The organism is Paenibacillus sp. J22R232, from assembly GCF_056269165.1.
The window spans coordinates 26052-46188 of sequence record NZ_JBWDNK010000012.1; the positions used below are offsets into that span (position 1 = coordinate 26052).

The 20137-nt window shown below is 51.4% G+C and carries 21 protein-coding genes; 16 read left to right on the forward strand and 5 right to left on the reverse strand.

Annotated features, from left to right (window positions below; all coding sequences use genetic code 11):
* The first annotated feature begins 6 nt into the window (after nt 1-6).
* Nucleotides 7-1125, forward strand: coding sequence for a S1C family serine protease (locus AC0YN3_RS25430; protein WP_475777726.1), 1119 nt, complete (start codon nt 7-9; stop codon nt 1123-1125).
* A 112-nt stretch (nt 1126-1237) separates the two neighbouring features.
* Here AC0YN3_RS25430 and AC0YN3_RS25435 read toward each other — a convergent pair whose 3' ends face one another.
* A complete protein-coding gene (locus tag AC0YN3_RS25435) occupies nt 1238-1585 on the reverse strand; it encodes a hypothetical protein (RefSeq protein ID WP_475777727.1) in 348 nt (115 codons plus the stop codon).
* A gap of 59 nt (nt 1586-1644) precedes the next feature.
* Between AC0YN3_RS25435 and AC0YN3_RS25440 the strand changes: the two genes are divergently transcribed.
* Nucleotides 1645-2109 carry a hypothetical protein gene (locus AC0YN3_RS25440; protein WP_475777728.1) on the forward strand — a complete coding sequence of 155 codons (465 nt, stop codon included), beginning with the start codon at nt 1645-1647 and terminating at the stop codon, nt 2107-2109.
* Nucleotides 2110-2354: 245 nt separating this feature from the next.
* On the opposite strand, the gene AC0YN3_RS25445 is transcribed toward AC0YN3_RS25440, so the two are convergent.
* Nucleotides 2355-2966, reverse strand: a complete 612-nt coding sequence (locus AC0YN3_RS25445) for a superoxide dismutase (RefSeq protein WP_138755821.1) — start codon at nt 2964-2966, stop codon at nt 2355-2357.
* 345 nt (nt 2967-3311) lie between these two features.
* Between AC0YN3_RS25445 and AC0YN3_RS25450 the strand changes: the two genes are divergently transcribed.
* From AC0YN3_RS25450 to folE, 8 genes are all read left to right on the forward strand, one after another.
* Complete coding sequence (locus AC0YN3_RS25450) at nt 3312-3734, forward strand: GNAT family N-acetyltransferase (RefSeq protein ID WP_183570570.1); 423 nt, start codon at nt 3312-3314, stop codon at nt 3732-3734.
* A gap of 110 nt (nt 3735-3844) precedes the next feature.
* A complete protein-coding gene (locus AC0YN3_RS25455; RefSeq protein WP_475777729.1) occupies nt 3845-4402 on the forward strand; it encodes a DUF402 domain-containing protein in 558 nt (185 codons plus the stop codon).
* A gap of 2 nt (nt 4403-4404) precedes the next feature.
* The gene (lepB, locus tag AC0YN3_RS25460; protein WP_475777730.1) at nt 4405-5022 is read left to right on the forward strand and encodes a signal peptidase I; all 618 of its coding nucleotides are present in this window, start codon (nt 4405-4407) and stop codon (nt 5020-5022) included.
* Nucleotides 5023-5035: 13 nt separating this feature from the next.
* Nucleotides 5036-5470 carry a ribonuclease HI gene (gene rnhA / locus AC0YN3_RS25465; RefSeq protein WP_441946270.1) on the forward strand — a complete coding sequence of 145 codons (435 nt, stop codon included), beginning with the start codon at nt 5036-5038 and terminating at the stop codon, nt 5468-5470.
* Between the two features lie 3 nt (nt 5471-5473).
* Nucleotides 5474-6661 (forward strand): tRNA epoxyqueuosine(34) reductase QueG, encoded by a 1188-nt coding sequence (gene queG, locus AC0YN3_RS25470; RefSeq protein WP_475777731.1) that lies wholly within the window; start codon nt 5474-5476, stop codon nt 6659-6661.
* The gene (locus AC0YN3_RS25475; RefSeq protein WP_475777732.1) at nt 6654-7193 is read left to right on the forward strand and encodes a methylated-DNA--[protein]-cysteine S-methyltransferase; all 540 of its coding nucleotides are present in this window, start codon (nt 6654-6656) and stop codon (nt 7191-7193) included. Before queG ends, AC0YN3_RS25475 begins: the two co-directional genes overlap by 8 nt.
* Before the next feature lie 123 nt (nt 7194-7316).
* Nucleotides 7317-7538 (forward strand): YneF family protein, encoded by a 222-nt coding sequence (locus AC0YN3_RS25480; RefSeq protein WP_169085972.1) that lies wholly within the window; start codon nt 7317-7319, stop codon nt 7536-7538.
* A gap of 35 nt (nt 7539-7573) precedes the next feature.
* A complete protein-coding gene (gene folE / locus AC0YN3_RS25485) occupies nt 7574-8167 on the forward strand; it encodes a GTP cyclohydrolase I FolE (protein WP_475777733.1) in 594 nt (197 codons plus the stop codon).
* A 65-nt stretch (nt 8168-8232) separates the two neighbouring features.
* Here the strand turns inward: folE and AC0YN3_RS25490 are convergent, their stop codons facing one another.
* Entirely contained in the window at nt 8233-9318 is a 1086-nt protein-coding gene (locus tag AC0YN3_RS25490) for a Fe-Mn family superoxide dismutase (RefSeq protein WP_475777734.1), read from the reverse strand.
* Between the two features lie 82 nt (nt 9319-9400).
* On the reverse strand, nt 9401-10453 hold the full coding sequence (locus AC0YN3_RS25495) for an alpha/beta hydrolase (RefSeq protein ID WP_475777735.1): 1053 nt from the start codon (nt 10451-10453) through the stop codon (nt 9401-9403).
* 254 nt (nt 10454-10707) lie between these two features.
* On the opposite strand from AC0YN3_RS25495, the gene AC0YN3_RS25500 reads away from it, so the two are divergent.
* Nucleotides 10708-11451, forward strand: coding sequence for an IclR family transcriptional regulator (locus tag AC0YN3_RS25500; RefSeq protein WP_183570554.1), 744 nt, complete (start codon nt 10708-10710; stop codon nt 11449-11451).
* Nucleotides 11452-11692: 241 nt separating this feature from the next.
* Here the strand turns inward: AC0YN3_RS25500 and acnA are convergent, their stop codons facing one another.
* On the reverse strand, nt 11693-14416 hold the full coding sequence (acnA, locus tag AC0YN3_RS25505) for an aconitate hydratase AcnA (RefSeq protein ID WP_475777736.1): 2724 nt from the start codon (nt 14414-14416) through the stop codon (nt 11693-11695).
* Between the two features lie 244 nt (nt 14417-14660).
* Here acnA and AC0YN3_RS25510 point away from each other — a divergent pair, with 244 nt between their 5' ends.
* The 5 genes from AC0YN3_RS25510 to AC0YN3_RS25530 all read left to right on the forward strand — a co-directional run bounded on the left by AC0YN3_RS25510 (nt 14661) and on the right by AC0YN3_RS25530 (nt 20133).
* Complete coding sequence (locus AC0YN3_RS25510; RefSeq protein WP_475777737.1) at nt 14661-15980, forward strand: amidase domain-containing protein; 1320 nt, start codon at nt 14661-14663, stop codon at nt 15978-15980.
* Between the two features lie 23 nt (nt 15981-16003).
* A complete protein-coding gene (locus AC0YN3_RS25515) occupies nt 16004-17125 on the forward strand; it encodes a D-alanine--D-alanine ligase (RefSeq protein WP_475777738.1) in 1122 nt (373 codons plus the stop codon).
* Between the two features lie 740 nt (nt 17126-17865).
* Nucleotides 17866-18183 carry a hypothetical protein gene (locus AC0YN3_RS25520; protein ID WP_183570632.1) on the forward strand — a complete coding sequence of 106 codons (318 nt, stop codon included), beginning with the start codon at nt 17866-17868 and terminating at the stop codon, nt 18181-18183.
* Nucleotides 18184-18186: 3 nt separating this feature from the next.
* Entirely contained in the window at nt 18187-19212 is a 1026-nt protein-coding gene (gene uvsE / locus AC0YN3_RS25525) for a UV DNA damage repair endonuclease UvsE (protein WP_475777739.1), read from the forward strand.
* A gap of 102 nt (nt 19213-19314) precedes the next feature.
* Nucleotides 19315-20133 (forward strand): sulfite exporter TauE/SafE family protein, encoded by an 819-nt coding sequence (locus AC0YN3_RS25530; RefSeq protein WP_475777740.1) that lies wholly within the window; start codon nt 19315-19317, stop codon nt 20131-20133.
* Nucleotides 20134-20137 lie beyond the last annotated feature (4 nt).

The window sequence follows — 20137 nt, forward strand, 5'->3', positions numbered from 1 at the left end:
GGTGAGATGAGCAAACGAGCGTGGATCAGTGCGATCGCTTCCGTCTTGATCGTGTGCGGAGGAATGGCGGCTGCGGCTGCTATCCATTCAGAGGTGCCAAGCAGACTAGAAGGAAAGCCGCTGCTTGCAATTGCCGATGAATCGAAAAAAAAGTCATTGAAGGATATTATATTCGAAACGCAGAAGCTCGTTGTGATGATCGAAACGGATGACGGCACACAAGGCTCCGGGTTTCTCTATAACTCGGAGGGAGACCTGATTACGAACGCACACGTCGTTGCAGGCGCCAAAAAGGTGAAAATCAAAACCGCTGACGCCCGGGAGCTCGAAGGCGAAGTCATCGGCATCAGTACGGAGACGGATGTTGCCGTTGTGCGTGTCGAAGCGCTGGCAGGCACCGAGCCGCTGCAGCTTGTTCGGGACGAAAAGGCAGAGGTTGGCGACGAGGTAATGGCGGTAGGAAGTCCGCTCGGCTTTCAGAATACGGTGACAACCGGCATTATTAGCGGGCTCGGACGGAGCTTCGAGATCGAACCGTATCTTTATTCTGATTTGTACCAAATATCGGCGCCAATCGCGCCAGGCAATAGCGGAGGACCGCTGGTCGATCGAACGACAGGCGCTGTGCTAGGAATCAATTCGGCTGGCTACGAGCAAGGCTCCATCGGGTTCAGCATGCCAATCTCGAACGTAATCGATATGGCGGAGAGCTGGTCGAAGGAGCCTATGGCGGAGCTTCCTGAGCTGGAAGTATCGGAGGAGTCTGCAGTTAACGAGGCTGACGCGAAAGTAGAAGAGTTCGCAGGTTATCTCGTGACGCATTTCTATGACAGTCTTAATAATGCCGATTATGTCTACGCCTACTCGCTGCTCGGAGGGAATTGGAAAGAAGGCACGAGCTATGAGAAGTTTAGGGAAGGATATCTAGGTACCTTGAATGTCGTTATCGACGATATGCACGTGAAGGACAGCAGAGACGATAAAGCGACGGTCATTGCGGTTATTTCGGTGGATGAGCGCGTTGACGGCAAATATGTGTTGAGCAAGTACCAAGTCACCTATGAGGTTGGCTATGAGAATGATCAATTGAAGCTGATAAGCGGCAAAGGAAAAGCGATCAAATAAGCAAGCTCCAACTAGCATGACAACGCACAAAAAAAGAGCGAGAGAACGCCGTTCAGGGGAAACGGCTTCTCTCGCTTTTTGCTATCGGAGCAGGTTGGATAGGATGACGAACCTAGTCCTGCTCGTTAGATGATTCAAGGGAGTTCTGCTCATAAGCGAGCTCGGCTTCCTCTTCGCGCAATATCGGATTGAAAATAAGCACGAGTGCTACAGAATCGTTGCGTTGGACAGGGAAACTAAGCAGCGATGCCGGTATGACGCGCCCGTTCAACTGAAGCTGATAAGTGGTTCTGCCGCCAATGGGTACGCCGCTGACGGAAACGATTTGTCCGTTGAAATTGAAGCGAACGGCTCCTGTTTCCGCTAAAGCCTGATAAATCGTCAAGCCTGGGCGGAAAGGCACCCTGTAAGCCTGCGTGACGTTAGGGAACGTTCTTCCGCCGTTGATTACGACCGTCACCGATGCTTGCTGCCCAGGAGGAAACGGCAGTGGAATGGGAAACGGAATAGGGAAAGGAAATGGAAACGGCGGACGCGGCGGAGGGAACGGCCATGGCCCTGGAGGGAACGGCCCTGGTCCTGGAGGGAACGGCCCTGGTCCTGGAGGGAACGGCCCTGGTCCTGGAGGGAACGGCCCTGGCCCTGGAGGGAACGGCCCTGGTCCTGGAGGGAACGGCCCTGGTCCAGGAGGGAACGGCCCTGGCCCTGGAGGAAACGGCCCTGGCCCTGGAGGGAACGGCCCTGGTCCTGGAGGGAACGGTCCTGGTCCAGGAGGGAACGGCCCTGGCCCTGGAGGGAACGGCCCTGGTCCTGGAGGGAACGGTCCTGGTCCAGGAGGGAACGGCCCTGGTCCTGGAGGGAACGGTCCTGGCCCTGGAGGGAACGGCCCTGGTCCTGGAGGGAACGGTCCTGGCCCGGGAGGAAACGGCCCTGGTCCTGGCCCTGGAGGGCCGAAGCCGCCGCCTGGCGGAGGAGGCGGCATAATGGACCTTGGCCCGCCGCAGCCGCAGTCGCTGCCGGTTGGAATCGCTTGCTGCGGGTACGCAGGAAATTGTTGCTCGTTAGTGTAAGTATAATCCATGCAAGCACTCATACTCCTTTACGAAACAGATTAGGCATCTATCCTTATCTATCGTATGCGGCAACTGCCTATCCGGTGTACGAAGCGTAGAACGCAAAAAACGGCGCCGTCTCATAAATGAGACAAGCGCCGTTTCTATGCCAAACGATTATTTTACAGCTGCTTCGTAACGTTTGCCAACTTCATCCCAGTTCACTACATTCCAGAACGCCGCGATGTAATCAGGGCGTTTGTTTTGGTAGTTCAGGTAGTAAGCGTGCTCCCATACATCAAGACCAAGAACTGGCGTTTCGCCTTCCATGATCGGGCTGTCTTGGTTCGGCAAGCTGTATACTTTCAATTTGCCGTTAGCTACTGCTAGGAATGCCCAGCCGCTGCCGAAACGAGTAGTTGCTGCTTTAGCGAAATCAGCTTTGAAAGCCTCGAAGCCGCCAAGCTCGCTTTCGATTGCAGCTGCAAGAGCGCCAGTCGGTGCGCCGCCAGCGTTCGGAGCGATTGTTTCCCAGAACAAGCTGTGGTTAGCATGTCCGCCGCCGTTGTTGCGAACAGCTGTGCGAATGGCTTCAGGTACGCTTGCAAGGTCAGCGATCAATTCGTCGATCGATTTGCTTTGCAATTCTGGAGCGGACTCCAGTGCAGCGTTAAGATTAGTCACGTATGCATTATGGTGACGGCCGTGGTGAATTTCCATTGTAGTCGCATCGATGTGCGGCTCAAGTGCGTTGTGCGCGTAAGGCAAAGCTGGTAGTTGATGTGCCATTATTTACAGCCTCCTAATTTGTATGTACTTTTCCAATACCATTATCCCTTATCCGATCGAATAAATCAACATTATTGTTTCAAAAGTCGAAAGGGGATCATTGCTCGAAATAGGGTATCACCGTCCTATGGAAATTATACGAAGTAGGCGCAAGGAACGGCATCCGTTAACACAAAAACCGATTAAATGACTGTAAGCGCTTAATATAAAGCGTTTTCACGAGATAATCGATGATTTGTTTAATTTTTTTAAGGAATATTAAAGATACAAGCAGGATTTCGTTAAATTTTGTCGTAATATATTCTAAATGCAGTACTATGACATGGTATAGAAGGTGTAATTTTAATGAATGTTCGTTCCTTCCAGCTGTCCGATTACCGACCAATTACAGCACTGCTTGAGGATGTTCTTACCGAAGAGTGCTACGAACAAACGATGGAGGCTTTTGCCCGCCAGTTGTCATGGGATAGTGATTTGGTTCTTGTCGCTGTCGAAAATTCGGAGATTGTGGGCATGATCATCGGTACGATTGATAATAACAAAGGTTATTATTATCGCATTGCCGTGTCTCCCCTCCACCAACGGAAAGGGATCGGCAAAACGCTTATCCAGTCACTGCGCCAGCGCTTCGAACAGCGTAATGTCACAAAGATACTAATTACCGCGGACGAGCACAATGAGCCTGTTCTGCCGCTGTATGAATCGATGGGTTACGTCGCCAACGATTTTATCAGATCCTTTCAGAAGCTTAGCATTGTAGCCGGTTAACGCGAACTTTACTGCATGTATGTTGTACGCAGGGCATATCTGCATCGCCATTGCTTTTGGCGGTCAGATATGCTTTTCTTATTACTATATACTTTTATGAGGAGAACGGGATGGAACCATATCGGCACTGTGTCATCAAAAGCTTTAAACATAACGGTCACATTCACCGTACTTGGCAGCAGAATTGGCTTGTTCCGGACGAGCTGCTTGATGACGGGCATAAAGCGGAAGCGATGAAGGTGTTCATTAACCGCCAAACGCCAATTCAAGAGTCGGACGGGAAGATATGGATTAGCCGCGTGCCGGCAGTCTCGTTTTTTATACCGAAGCAGTGGTTCAATGTCGTTGCTTTATTGGAAGAAGGAGGCGTGCGCTACTATTGCAACATTGCTTCTCCTCCTTATTTGCAGGGCGATGTATTGACCTATATTGATTACGACCTGGATGTCATTCGTACGGCAGGCGGCGAGAGGTCCATCGTGGACCAAGATGAGTATGAACTGCATAAGGCGGCCTATCACTATCCGAAGATGGTGGATGATAAGGTGCAGATCGGCCTTGCCGCGCTATTGGAGCGCATGGACCAGAACCTGTCTCCTTTCCAGGATGAGCTCGTGACATCCTATTATGAGGCTTGGGTCAAACGCAGCGATGAGGTGGAACAATGAGCATGAACGAGCTGAGCGGCAGCCGAGACAAGGGTCAAGCTGCCGAGGACCAAGAAGCCGGCACTTCCAAGCAGACGCCTGCTGGCAAGCGGCCGCGCTGGATGACAGAGACAGAGGATTGGGCCAAAACGCTGATCATTGCTTTTTCGGTCGTGCTGCTCCTGCATTTTTTTGTATTCAACCTCTCTAAGGTTGAAGGGCATTCCATGGAGCCGACGCTTACCGAACATGAATGGCTGTTTGTAAACAAATTTATATATCTCGTCAGCAAGCCGAAGGTTGGCGATGTCGTCATCCTGAAGGAACCGGATACGGGCGACGGGGAGCAGAAGTACTTAGTCAAACGCATTGTCGGCATTCCCGGCGACCGCATCGAGGTTCATGACCAGCAGCTTTATCGCAATGGACAGCTTGTCGATGAGCCTTATACGGACACGGTGATAGAAGATATGAGCTACGGGCCTGAGGTTATTAACGAGGGGCATTACTTTGTCATGGGAGACAATCGCCATGCTAGGGCCAGCTTGGACAGCCGATCGTTCCATGCGGTGCCGAAAGGGCTTATCAGGGGCAGGGCGGATTTCATCCTGTGGCCATTCAAAGAGATAAAAGCGCTCTAAGGAGGATTCGACTATGAAGGACGTTATGATCTATACGGATGGAGCATGCTCTGGCAACCCGGGTCCGGGCGGCTGGGGAGCGGTGCTCTTTTTTGGCGTCCATCAGAAGGAGATCTCAGGCGCGGAGAAGCATACGACAAACAATCGCATGGAGATCCAAGCGGTGATTGAAGGTCTGAGCATTCTGAAGGAGCCGTGTCAGGTCAAGGTGTATAGCGATTCCGCGTATGTCGTCAATTGCTTTCAGAAGGGCTGGATAAAAGGCTGGCTGCGCAACGGCTGGAAGAACAGCAAGCAGGAGCCTGTGGAGAATCAAGAGCTTTGGAAGGCGCTTTGGGAGCTTATGAAGAAGCACAAGGTAGAATACGTAAAGGTAAAGGGCCACAGTGACAATGAATGGAACAATCGCTGTGACGAGCTTGCTCGCGCGGCAATTAAACGGTTATAGCGCATGAATGATAAATGGGAAAAGCTGAAAGCGGAGATGAAGGCGGCTGCGAAGAGTCTGGGTATCGACAAAATCGGCATTGCCTCGGCAGATCCGTTTGTTTCTCTGAAGCAAATTTTGCTGCGCCACCGGGAGCTTGGCCGCGAATCGGGCTTCGAGGAGCCTGACCTCGAGAAGCGTACGAATCCCGCGCTGTTGTTCGATAATCCGCAATCGATCATTGCGATTGCAATCGCATATCCCTCGAAGCTGAAGGATCCGCCCAAATCGGAGCCAGGAGCACGGCGGGGTATTATGTCCCGTTCGGCGTGGGGAGAAGATTACCATAAGGTGCTTCGCGACAGGCTGGCCAAGCTTGAGGCGTGGCTTCGAGAGCGGGTTCCTGAGCTGCGGGTAGAGAGCATGGTCGATACGGGAGCTTTGTCGGACCGGGCCGTGGCAGAGCGTGCGGGCATTGGCTGGAGTGCTAAGAACTGTTCCATCATCTCGCCTGAGCTCGGATCATGGATATATCTTGGCGAGATGATTACGAATTTGCCTTTCACACCGGACGAGCCTGTCACCGAAAGCTGCGGAACGTGTACGAAATGCATCGATGCATGTCCGACTGATGCGCTAGTCGGACCGGGAGAGCTGAATTCGAGCCGCTGCATCTCCTTCGTCACGCAGACGAAGGGCATGCTGTCAGACGAGTTTATGCGCAAAATCGGCAACCGGCTATACGGCTGCGATACGTGCCAAACCGTCTGCCCTGTGAACCGAGGCAAAAGCTGGACACATCAGCCGGAGCTGCAGCCCGAGCATGAGCTGGTAAAGCCACTGCTTGTTCCTTTGCTTACGATCGGCAACAAGGAGTTTCAGACCAGATACGGCCGCACCTCTTCGGCATGGCGGGGTAAAAAACCGATTCAGCGCAATGCGGTTATCGGGCTCGGCAACTTCAAAGAGGCAAGCGCGGTACCGGATTTAATACGGGTACTGGAGCAGGATACGCGTCCGGTGCTGCGCGGAACGGCAGCATGGTCCCTTGCGAGAATCGGCGGAGAGCAAGCGAGCGCTGCATTGCAAGCTGCATCTGCTAAAGAGAACGACGAAGAAGCGCTGCAAATGATTCATAATGCGCTATTCACGATAAGTGAAGGCAAAGGAACTGTTCAATCTAGTACAGAAGCAGGTGGCCACGTTGAGTGAAACGTTTTTTGCAGCAACGGTCGAAACGCCTATCGGGCCATTGACGCTGACTGCTAACGACCATGCAATTTGTTATTTGGATTTTGCCCCGTACGGTGCTGCTTCTGAGAGGTTCAGGCAGTGGGCTGCCCGGCAAATCGGCAAGCATTCTGCAGAGGTGGCATTGGTCGAAACGGCTGACCATGCTTTGCTTAATGAGGCGGACAAGCAGCTTAAGCTTTATTTTGAAGGAAACCTGCAGCAGTTCGATCTTCCCCTCGACATGTACGGCACGCCTTTTCAGAAAAAAGTGTGGGCGGCCCTTCAGCAAATCCCATATGGAGAGACAAGGACCTACAAGGAAATTGCCGTCATGCTTGGCCAGCCAGGCGCGATGCGCGCTGTAGGCGGGGCGAATAACCGCAATCCGGTTTCGATTATCGTGCCATGCCACCGAGTGATTGGAGCAAGCGGCCAAATGGTTGGATACGGCGGCGGTTTGCCTATTAAAATAGCACTGCTCGACTTGGAGAAAACGGTTATGGATAAGTGATGGATTCTGTTCCAAAATAGGAAGAACCTGCAAGAACACGTTCGTTGCGCGTACGGGGCGAACATGCTATCATGGGAACATTATACACACAGCAGGAGATATAGAAAGGGTCAGGTGAAGGATATGTCTTGGGTTAACATCGTTGTACCTATCGTTACTTTATTGGCAGGAGCGGTTGGGGGATTTTTCGTAGGCGTATTCTATCTGCGCAAGCAGCTTGAGAAGATGCAGAACGATCCGGAAATGATTCAGAAAATGGCCAAGCAAATGGGCTATAATCTCAACAAACAGCAAATGCAAAAAGCGCAGCACATGATGAAAAACCAAAAAATGCCTCGGAGATAAAGTTTCCGTGAGGGAGGCGAGAGGAGAATTCGGAAATGGCGGGAAGGAAAGACTACGTCAATTCGTCTGTAACGAGCAATCGGGAACAGATTGAATATCATATAAAAGAAGTATTGAAGCTGATTGGTGAAAATGTCGAGCGCGAAGGCTTGCTTGAAACGCCTGCCCGCGTAACTCGGATGTACGAGGAAATTTTTGCCGGTTATGAGGTCGATCCCCGCGAGGTGCTAGGCGTTACATTCGATGAGCAGCATGAAGAGCTGGTCATTGTCAAAGACATCGTCTACTACAGCCAATGCGAGCATCATATGGCTCCATTCTTCGGGAAAGCACATATCGGCTACTTGCCTAGCGGCAAAATAGCAGGGCTCAGCAAGCTTGCAAGACTCGTAGAAGCGGTCACCCGCCGCTTGCAGGTGCAAGAGCGCATTACATCACAAATCGCTGATATCCTCGATAAGGAGCTCGGTCCTCATGGCGTAATGGTCGTGGTGGAGGGCGAGCATCTGTGCATGTGCGCGCGCGGCGTGAAAAAACCAGGCAGCAAGACGGTTACATCCGCCGTGAGAGGCGAATTCCGTACCAATTCCGCCCTTCGTTCCGAGTTCCTTACTCTGCTTAAGCAATAGCATGACAACATAAAGTCCGACTAGGGAGCATCCCTGTCGGGCTTTTGTTTTGTTGTATTACGGGACTAAAAGGGAGCCCATGTTAGTTTTCTTGCTTCCTCAAAGCGCTCGTTCACGAACGGCCATATGACGACGTTCCACCAGCCTTGCACATATGCGGAACGATTGTTTTGATGCTTGAGGTAATAGGCGTGCTCCCACACGTCGAGTGCGAGTATAGGAACGACATCCCATTGGGACAGGTTCTGATGCTTCTCGGCCATCAATATTTCGAGTCTTCTGCTGCGCGGGCTCCATACGAGAAGAGCCCAGCCGCCGCCTTCCACCTTTACGGCTGCTTCGTTGAACTGTCTTTGGAAAGCAGCCGGGCTGCCGAAGTCGGTGCGGAGCTGCTGGCTCAGCGAACCGACCGGCTCACCCCCGCCATAAGGCGACATGATGCTCCAGAACAGCGTGTGCAAATAATGCCCGGCGCCGTTGAAGGCAAGCTCGCGCTCCCAATGCTTGATGAGTTCGAACCTATTTGACTCACGCGCGGCTTGCAGCTGCAGCTCAGCTTTATTAAGGCCGTCGACGTAGGCTTGATGATGGATATCGTGATGGATACGCATCGTTTGCTCATCTATATAGGGTTCAAGCGCATCGTAAGCATAAGGGAGCGGCGGAAGCTGATGCCCGCCAATGGGTACCCGTTGAAGCGGTGCGTGCTGCTCGCTGCTCGAAGAACGGTTGTCGACGTGGCGATAAGCGCTCATTAAGCCGACGTAATAGTTTGATTCCCGAATCGCATGCAGGATGACGGTTCGGGATAGTGGCGTTGAGACAGCAGCCGTGCGCTCCATAAGCTGTGACAGCTGATCCATATACGTACGGGACTGCTCGAGCGCCGCATCTATGAGAGATTCGACCGTCTGCTCCATATAGGCAGGCAAGCGGGTAGGATACGGAAGCCAGTCGTCCAGCCGCTGATTCGTATAATGGGCGGTTTGTGAGAAAACGGGCTCCCAGGACTGAATAAGCTGAACGTATTGCGGTTCGAGTTCCGGCGATGCTTGCAAAATAACAGTAGCATGCTCCTTTTCTTGCAGCTTCCAATGGCGAATCAATTCCATGACGCGAACGGGCATGAGCGCTCCGTAAACAAAAAGCACGACCATCGCCTCCTTTTGTTGCAACAATAGCATCTATGTTAGATGTATTCGTTGCCAAACGGGCTTATGTCGTGCTTGTCGATTATATTCGTTCAGCTTGGAGCTGCTGATCGACTTGGCTGAGAAACAAAGCAGCTCTCTGAATGTACTCGCTCGGATGAACCTGGAAAAGCAGCTCGTGCTTGCCATCCTGTACGATCCAAGAGCGGGAGAGGACGTTTCCTTGGCCTTCGGCAATCGCTTCGGCTGTTTCGAAAGGGGCTTTCACGTCGTTTGTACCATGGATGATAAACAGCGGGATATCATACACGTTAGCGATGACTTCGCTGGCTGGAATAGAGCCGAAGCTCGTTCCCGTCCATAATGGAATCATGGATTCGATTAACGGCAATGAGAAATCCGGCAAGGATACGAATTGGTTCAGGTTATCGAACAACGCTTCCGAGCTAGGGATAAATAAGCTGTCAAGAATCATGGCATCGATCACGTCAGTCTGAAGGGCAGCTTGCAGCGCAGTGCCTGCGCCCATTGAGAAGCCCCATACGACGATATCCTCTGCCCCGCGCGACTTGGCGTAATCAACGGCTGCGAGCAGCTGCTGCGACTCCTCAAGGCCTCCTGTTGCCGGAGCTTTGTACTGCTTCGAGGCGTATCCATAGTCGAAAAGCAATATATTATAGTTCAAGCCGTGAAGCAGCTTGGAGAGTTCGTACATAGGTACCCATGATTCTTCTCGGTTCGCGCCGTATCCGTGGCTGAAAACGACCGTTCGAGCAGAGGGCTCAGACAAGGAGCTATCCGCTTCTGCAGGAATAAACCAGCCGCTGACTGTCGTATCGCCGCTTTTGCTAGGAAAAATGACATCCTCGTAATCTAGGCCGATAGCAGCTTGCGGATTGGAGGAGAGCGGAGCCACATAAGGATAAGCAAGCATCCAAGCAACATAGCCGTGAAAGATAAGGATGGCAAGCAGGCACATGGCGGTTACGGAAGCGACAGACGCAATAAGCAAATGCTTGCCGCGGCTTCTCGTTCTTCGCAAGAGGAATGAATGGTCGGAATCTCCGAGCGGAAAGGGTTGAAGGCTCTGCGGGAACCCGCCTTCAAGCGGCATTGGTGTCATCATCGTGCTCATGTCGGTGTCCTCCCTCTGCGTGCGAACGTCTATATGGTTTTAAGCAAGCCATAAGTTGTAAGCGCTTTTCGTTTCTAGTACTTTTATCGTAGTCCGGTCCTAGGAGCCTGTCAATTGATGTCGAGGTATTGTTAATCATTTGTAATGTTGCTGTAATGTAAAGAACTTTTCTTTACGTGAATGGAACGTATGAGTTATACTGAATGAGAATCGGTTTCATTGGATGAAACCCTTTAATAGGGAGGTGCAGCTGCATGGAAGAAGGGAAATCGACGGTTCGGGCAGTGGATCGGGCACTGGACATTTTACTGTGTTTTACTTCGAAAACAGACTGGGCGATGACGGAGATTGCCGAGCATGTCGGCCTGCACAAAAGCACGGTTCACCGGATGCTCGCGACGCTTGAAGAAAAGGGCTTCATTGAGCGGGATCGCTCGACGGACCGTTATCATTTAGGCATGAAAATGTGGGAGCTATCCGCCAATATATCACGTTCTGACGATCAAGCTACGATTTGGCTGCCAGAGATGGAACGGCTTCGCGATCAGCTGGGAGAAACAGTTAGCATATACGTAAGAGACGGCTCTGAGCGGATTCGCATGCAGGCCGTGCAGAGCAACCAACCCGTGAGGCGGGTGGCGCCTGTGGGCGCAAGGCTGCCGCTTTATGCGGGTGCTTCGAGTAAAGTACTCATCGCCTATTCGGACCCATTGGTGCAGGAGAGCATATTCGGCGACCCGGCGTGGCTGTATTCGATTGATCTGGATCTTTATAAGCAGCAGCTGGAGGAGATTTGCCAGCAAGGGTACGCCACAAGCTTTGAGGAGCGGGAGCCTGGCGCTGCTGCGTTGTCCGCCCCAATATTCAACCGGACGGGCAAGCTGGCAGCTGCGTTGTCGGTATCGGGTCCCGCAAGCAGATTAACGATGCAGACGATGCGGGATTACGCTCCTGTTATGATGGAGTCGGCCAAACGCATGGGAATTATGATTTTGTAGGCATGTAGCAGGTCTGGGAGGTATTCCGGAGCTGCTTTTTTTTGTGTGTATTGAATTGCATGCGGCTTTCCTAAATAGCCATTTCTCGGGAATTAGTGCGTACGCGTTGCGCGTAACGGTCAATATAGGAAAAAAAGAACCTTCAGCACCACTTGTAGTGGTGTTGAAGGTTCTTTTGCGCCTTTTATGGGATTGACCACGCATGGGCTTACCCATTTGGGACAATCCAATTGTTCAGCAGTTAAGCAGTCGTATTCATGTTCGCAATCATTTGGCGAAGCACCGTTTGAAGGATGCCGCCGTTGCGGTAGTAATCAACGTCAACAACGGAGTCAAGACGAACAATCGCAGGGAAATCGAATGTCGTGCCATCTTCGCGCGTCGCCGTAACCGTTACTTGCAAGCCTGGCGTTACGTCATTGGACAAGCCAACGATGTCGAACGTTTCACGGCCGGTAATGTTAAGCGTCTTCCAGCCTTGGCCTTCTGGGAATTGAAGCGGAAGTACGCCCATGCCGACAAGGTTGGAGCGGTGAATACGCTCGAAGCTTTCAGCGATGACAGCTTTCACGCCTAGAAGGAAAGTACCCTTTGCCGCCCAGTCGCGCGAGCTTCCTGTACCGTACTCTTTACCGGCAAGAACAACAAGGTTTTTGCCGTCTTTTTGATATTTCATGGAAGCATCGTAGATGGACATGACTTCGTCAGTCGGCAAGTAAGTCGTTACGCCGCCCTCTGTGCCAGGAGCCACTTGGTTACGAATACGGATGTTCGCGAACGTACCGCGCATCATGACTTCGTGGTTACCGCGGCGTGAGCCGTACGAGTTGAAGTCTTCGCGTTTAACGCCGTTTTCGATCAAGTATTGGCCGCCTGGGCTGTTAACGGTAATGTTGCCGGCAGGGGAGATATGATCCGTTGTTACGGAATCGCCCATTAGCGCAAGCACGTTTGCCGAATGAATATCTTTAATGTCGGTTAGATCCGGTCCAAGGTTTTCGAAGAACGGCGGGTTTTGGATGTAAGTTGATTTGTTATCCCACTCGTAGCTTTCGCCCTTAGGAACCGAAATAGCATTCCAACGCTCGTTTTGCGTAAATACGTTCTCGTATTTGTCGCGGAACATTTGCGGGTTAAGCGCAGCAGTCATCGCGTCGTTGATTTCTTGGGACGTCGGCCAGATATCTTTGAGGAATACCGGTTTGTTGTCCTCTGTATAACCGATTGGATCGGTTGTCAAATCGATGTTAGTCGTACCTGCAAGCGCATAAGCGATAACAAGCGGCGGCGAAGCCAGGTAGTTAGCTTTTACTTGCGCGTGGACACGGCCCTCGAAGTTACGGTTACCGGAAAGCACGGCGGAAACCGTCATATCGTTGTCGGCAATCGCTTTGCTAACTTCATCCGGAAGCGGACCGGAGTTACCGATACAAGTCGCGCAGCCGTAGCCTGCAACGTGGAAGCCAAGCGCTTCAAGCGGCTCGATTAGATTTGCTTTTGTTAGGTATTCCGTAACGACGAGCGATCCCGGCGTAAGGGAGCTTTTCACGTAAGCAGGTTTTTTAAGTCCAAGGGCTACGGCTTTCTTAGCCACAAGGCCTGCGCCAACCATTACGCTCGGGTTAGAGGTGTTCGTGCAGCTTGTAATAGCAGCAATTACGACTGCGCCTGTGCCCATTTTGCTCACTTGGCCGTCATTGTGCTTAACTGTTACGACTTGTTCGATTTTCTCATCGCTTAGGCCGTATCCGCCTTTGTCGATCGGCGTACGAATGATGCTGTTGAACGATTCTTTCATTGCAGTAAGCTCAACGCGGTCTTGCGGACGTTTCGGACCTGCAAGAGAAGGGACGATGGTTGAAAGGTCAAGCTCGACTACATCCGTGAATACCGGATCTGGAGTCTCGTCCGTACGGAACATGTCTTGAGCTTTATAGTAAGAGCCTACCAGCTCGATAAGGTCTTCAGAACGACCCGTTTGCTGCAGGTAGCTTAGTGTTTCGTTATCTACAGGGAAGAAGCCGATCGTAGCGCCATATTCCGGAGCCATGTTGGCAACTGTAGCACGGTCAGCAAGGCTGATGTTCGAGAGGCCAGGGCCGAAGAACTCAACGAATTTGCCGACAACGCCTTTTTTACGCAAAATTTGTGTAACGGTAAGCGCAAGGTCAGTTGCAGTGGAGCCTTCTGCCAGCTTGCCAGTCAATTTGAAACCGATAACTTCAGGCATTACAAAATATAGCGGTTGGCCAAGCATACCGGCTTCAGCCTCGATACCGCCAACGCCCCAGCCTACAACGCCGAGTCCGTTGATCATCGTTGTATGCGAATCCGTACCAACGAGGGAATCAGGGAATACGACCGTTTCGCCGTCAATGGTTTTAGTTGCAGCAACCGATGCAAGGTACTCTAGGTTAACTTGGTGAACGATACCCGTGCCCGGTGGAACCGCGCGGAAGTTATCGAATGCCGTTTGTGCCCAGCGAAGGAAGCGGTAACGCTCTTCGTTACGCTCGAACTCAACCTTGGTGTTGTACTCAAGCGCTTCAGGTGTTCCGAAAGCGTCAACCATGATGGAGTGATCGATTACAAGGTCAACGGGAACGAGCGGATTGATTTTTTTCGGGTCTCCGCCAGCTTTTTTCACCGTATCGCGCATTGCCGCAAGGTCAACGACAACGGGAACGCCCGTGAAATCCTGCAATACGATCCGAGCAGGGATGAAAGGAATTTCTTTGTCTTCGCGTCCGTCAGCCCAAGTAGCCAGCTGCTTTACATGTTCTGGAGTAATGGCGCGTCCGTCGAATTGGCGAACAGCTGCCTCAAGCAATACTTTAATAGAGAAAGGCAATTTGGAAATATCGCCTAATCCTTGTTCTTCAAGTCCGCCCAGACGGTAGTAAGCGTAAGATTTGCCACCCGCGTCCAGCGTTGTGCGAACCGAATAATGATTTTGTGTAGCCATCGTCATTCTCCTCTTTGAATGTAGTTTGTGTTTCATACTGTGAAACACAATTTCAAAATCGCTATATCTACAGTATATCGTTAAAATAGTGCTTACGTAAAGTCCAATTATGTCTTTTTCGGCATGCCCGTTACTCCAAAACGTAAACTTACGAATGTTACATGAAACGGAAGCCTGCTTCATATAATGAAGCAGTTAATCTGCGTTAAGCTTGCAGTCACGACTAAGCGAAGGAGGGATTGCTTTGCCGCGAACAGGTAACCGGGGACAGGGGTATACGGGTCCGAAAAAAACGCAAGCTCCGCCAAAACAGACTGCCTCCGATCGCAAACCGCAGCTAAAGGCCGCGTTGCCTCCTGCTTCGAAGCAGCAGGCTGTTGCCGACTCGCAGCCGACTCGCCAAGCTGAACTTAACCGCCATGCGCCACTTGACCGGGAACGCTCGAACCAGGATTCAAAAGCGCCAAGGCAGCAAACGTCTAAGCTCAATTCGCTACTGCGTTCATCCGATTACGAGCAGCGAGCCGGGGAAGAGAAGCTGATTGGCTGGAAATCAGCCGTTCACCGGTATGTGAGCCTGTACAATCAGGCGGAAGCTAACCAGCATGCAGCCGTACTTACCGACTACGTAACCGACTCGGATCATTGCGACCGCCTTCGGGGGAGGCTCGAACGCCTAAGAGAGCGCGACTTGCTCAGGGGCGCGCTTCCGGCAGGCAGCGAAACGAAAGCGGAGCTCATTCGTGTGAATGAGTCTTCCAGCGAGGTATCGGTCCTTGTCAGGCTGCATATCAAACGCAGAATGGAGCAGTCAGGGCGGTATTATATGGAGGAAAGATCCGAATTCGAGCGTCTTTGGCTCGGATTGTCAGGCGGCGCCTGGGATGTGCTGCGCGTTGAGCCGATTATTGCAGAGCGCAGACCACGTTTTGGCACAGCAGCTGACAACTGGATGACCATCGATGACTATTCGGAGCTATTTGGCGATCTATCGTCACCGTCAACACCATACTTAAATTATGACCTATTACAGCAATTCAAACACCGACCATCGGGTATTCGGTACAGGAGAGATTTGGTTGCGGCATACGCGGATCGTTGGTGGAATGAAGGAAACCCTGCCTATGAGCTTTTTGAGGTGAATTGTACCAATTACGTGTCGCAGTGCATCTTTGCAGGCAATGCCCCGATGAACTATACTGGTAAAAGAGAAACGGGCTGGTGGTATAAAGGACGAAATAAAGGCAGTGAATGGTGGAGCTACAGCTGGGCCGTCTCGAATGCGATAACCAATTATTTGACCGGCTCCAAGTCTTCCGGCTTGCGCGCGGAGGTTATGCAGTCTGCTGACGAGCTGCAGCTAGGGGATATCATTACCTATGACTGGAATGGCGACCAACGCTTCCAGCACAGCACGGTCGTAACCGCCTTCGACTCGTTCGGCATGCCGCTAGTGAATGCAAACACCGTTTCCAGCAGGCATCGCTACTGGGATTATCGTGATTCCTATGCATGGACGGAACAAACGAAATATCGTTTTTTTCATATTGCCGATCTATTATAAATTATTGTACCGGAGGATATGCCATGGGGAGCAAGGTTCGAGTAGGTTTAGTTTACGGGGGAAAATCGGGAGAGCATGAAGTTTCTCTGCAAACGGCTTACGCGGTAATGGGTGAGTTCGATTACAGCAAATACGAAATCAAACCTTTTTATATTACGAAGCAAGGCGAATGGAAGACGGGAGACGTACTGCATGCGCGGCCGTCGACCGTCGAGGAGCTGCGATACGCATCTGGAGAGGCGAAGCAGGCAGGCTTCGCTCTGGCTCCGTTGTTCGCGCGTTTAGGCACTGAAGGATCGTCTGAAACGGCTGGGGAACCTGGCCTTGATGTCATTTTCCCGCTGCTGCATGGCACGTTCGGCGAGGATGGCACGATTCAAGGGCTATTCGAAATGGCGAACATGCCATATGTCGGAGCGGGCGTTCTCGCTTCTGCCGTTGGCATGGACAAGATTCTGATGAAGAAAGTATTCGCGCAGGAGGGCTTGCCACAATGCGTGTTCCGTTATTTCAACCGGACGCAGTGGGAGCGCGATGCATCATTCTTCATTATGGAATGCGAGGTTTCGCTTGGCTATCCATGTTTCATCAAGCCGGCCAACCTTGGCTCCAGCGTCGGTGTTTCGAAGGCGAAAAACCGCGAGGAGCTTATTGCAGCGGTTAACTATGCTTTCCAGTTCGATCGTAAGGTTATCGTCGAGGAGTTTGTCGATGCCCGCGAAATTGAAGTAAGCGTGCTTGGCAACGATGATGCAAAAGCGTCTGTTCCGGGCGAGATTGCGCCATCTAATGAATTCTACGATTATAAAGCGAAGTATATTGACGGCAAATCGACGATGCAGATCCCGGCTGTTTTGTCCCCGGAGATAACAGAGTCTATTCGAGAAATGGCAGTTCGCGCGTTCCAATCGATTGACGGTTCCGGCTTGTCGCGCGTTGACTTTTTCCTCCGTAAAAGCGATAACCAGATCTTCATTAACGAAGTCAACACCTTGCCGGGCTTTACGCCATTCAGCATGTATCCGCTCATGTGGAAGGAAACCGGCATTCCATATAAAGAACTGTTAGACACCTTGATCGCGCTCGCGCTTTCTCGCCACGCCGAGAAGCAGCGTATAGACTTTACCGGCGAAGCAGCAAAATAAGATTTAATTCTGTGCTGAGCTAAGCCGCGCAGATCCCCATTGCATAAATCCAGAGGGGCAGCTCTCTGGATTTTTATTTGTTTAAGAAATTATACAAAGACGAGAGGCAAATGTAAGCACGCATTGGTTCTTACAGCAGCCGAGTAATATGAAAGTGTGTGCTGTAAGCACGCATGCGTTCTTATGGAGCCCTAGGTCAGCGTATGAGTGAACTCGAAAAGCAACTGTAAGCACGCATATGTTCTTACAACAGCCAAGTAAACCGAAAGTGTGTGTAGTAAGCACGCATGCGTTCTAATGGAGTCAGATCAGCGTAGAAGTGAGCTCAAAAAGTAGCTGTAAGCACGCATATGTTCCTACAGCAGCCGAGTAAATATAATTAGTTTCTGTAAGCACATATGTGTTCCTACGGAGCCAAGTCAGCGTAAGAGCGAACTCGAATGGCTGTTGTGAGCTTATCTATGTTCTTAGAAAGCGAATGCTACTATGGAGTCCGACGTAAAGCGTGTCCCACAGGGACGAAAGCGCTCCCTGAGCAAAAGCAGCTATAACGCTCTCCGCAGCATGGACGTTAGTTCAATTGCAGGAGTCCAGAGGGTGCAACCCTTGGGGCCCTCCCTTGGAAGGGAGGGTTTGGGTGGGTTCGAAAATCTTTGAAGGTTGGTAGTAGACCTTTGAAGGTTGGTAGTAGACCTGAAGGTTGGTAGTAATTTGTATTCTACTGAAAGGAGGGAAATCAAATGGGATTTGCAACAGAGTTTAATTCGGTGTGTAAATTTAAGTCCGAGCAAGAGCTGTATGAATTGTTGGAGTACGGTCGGGGCAAAATGGTCAAGAGCGGCTTTCGCGTATTTCCAACGGGACAGAAGGTCATTGCCTATACGCCTGGCAATGAAGCGATCGCGATTGTCCGCATCTTAGCTTCGATTGCCGAGATTAATTTTCAAGGCGAAGAAGTGACACAGGTGGAGATGGAGCTCGTGAGAAAGTTGACTGAGGAAGAATCAAAAATTCAAACGGCGCTTGCTTTTGAAATGTTTTTCGGAGAGAAGGCCTAATCGATGATCGTTAGATTGGGTTTTGTTGCAATGAGCCTGCAACTCGAGAATGCCTCTCCTTCCAAAACGATGACCTTTGCCAGTTTCTCTAAGCTTGGCGACCGCGAGGCGGGGATTCGGAAGCTGGAACGGATTGCTGAGGAGAACCTCCGCAGCTCGCTGCGCATTCTCAAGCATTGCAAAGCCAGCGACATTCACATGTATCGTTTTTCCTCCAAGCTCATTCCGCTCGCTACGCATGAAGAATTGGCGGATTGGGATCCTTTCGTAGCGCTTAAGCCAGCTTTTCGTGAGGTTGGCGAATATGCGGACAAGCATGGTATCCGAGTTTCTTTCCATCCGGACCACTTCTGCGTGTTCAGTACGCCGAGGCCGGAGGTGCTTGCCAAGTCGGAGCTCGATTTAATCAATCATGTGCGAATGCTGGAAGCCATGGAGCTGGGCGAGGCAACCAAGTGCAATATACATATTGGCGGTGCTTACGGCGACAAGGCAGTAGCCGGAGAACGATTTGTTCGTCAATTCGGAGCTTTGCCTCCGCGTCTAAAGCAACGGGTTACGCTTGAAAATGATGACAAGACGTTTAATGCGCGGGAAACGCTTGATGCGGCGGAGCTGGTAGGGGTGCCTATGGTGCTCGATATCCATCATCATGCGGTCAATTCCGGCGATATTGAAGACGAAGAGCTGTATAACGGGCTTTGGCCGCGGATTGTCCGTACTTGGGACAAGGAGCGAGCAAGGCTCGGATTGACAGACGAACGGCAGCTTCCGCCCAAGATTCATGCATCGAGTCCCAAAAGCCTATCCGATCCGCGCGGCCATGCCGACTATCTGGAAGCAGAGCCGTTATTGCGGTTTCTCCGGCATGCGGCTCGAACGAGCGAGCATGTGGATTGCATGCTCGAAGCAAAAAGCAAGGATGAGGCACTGTTTAAGCTGATGGCTGACTTCAAGCAATTGGAAGCGGAAGGCGAAGGCGTCAAAGTGCTCGACGGTGGACGGATAGAAATATCTGCCGTGGATTAATTAAACGGGAAACACCGCCAAGGCATGCTTTGGCGGTGTTATTATATGTCGGCAATCCGTCACGTCCCGCACAATGACCACATGGAAAAGGTGATTAACATCATGGAATGGATCTTATTAGTATTGTTAGGCGTCGTAGCCGCCATGTTTGGCAGTATTGTCGGTCTGGGCGGCGGCATTATTATCGTTCCCATGCTTATGCTTATTGGGCCCGTATTGACGGGAGGCGAAATCGGGCACGCCACAGCGGTGGGCATTTCGTTAACCGTACTCGTCGTAACGGCATTGGCATCAACGTTAAGCTATGCCAAACGGAAAATTGTCGATTTCCGCAGCGGCTGGTTGTTTTTTATAACGAGCGGACCTGCTGCTATGCTGGGCTCGGCGTTGACTGGCTTGCTGCCAGCGGGAGCATTTCAGCTTATATTCGGTATTTTTATGCTGCTTATGGCGTCGCTGCTCATAGCTCGCGACTATATGAAACCGTTTTCCAAGGAGTGGCCGATCGTACGGACGATTACGGATGCAACAGGACAGGTTCATACCTATAGCTATGGGATTGTGCCTGCGCTTGCAATAGGCTTCGGTGTTGGGCTAATGTCTGGCTTGTTTGGCATTGGTGGCGGCTCGCTGTTCGTACCGTTAATGGTGTTATTGTTTCGTTTCCCGCCGCATATGGCGACAGCCACCTCCATGTTCGTTATTTTCCTATCTTCCATACTTGGCAGCGGCATGCATGCATATTTGGGGGAGACGGACTGGCTGCTCGTGCTGGCACTAGTGCCAGGCGCTTGGATCGGCGGCAAGCTGGGTGCGGCAATCGCGGTGAAAATGAGCGGAAAAGGTTTGCTGTGGCTGCTGCGGGTGACGCTGCTGCTGCTTGCTGGACAATTAATCATTGAAGGTATTGGTTCATTTTGATATG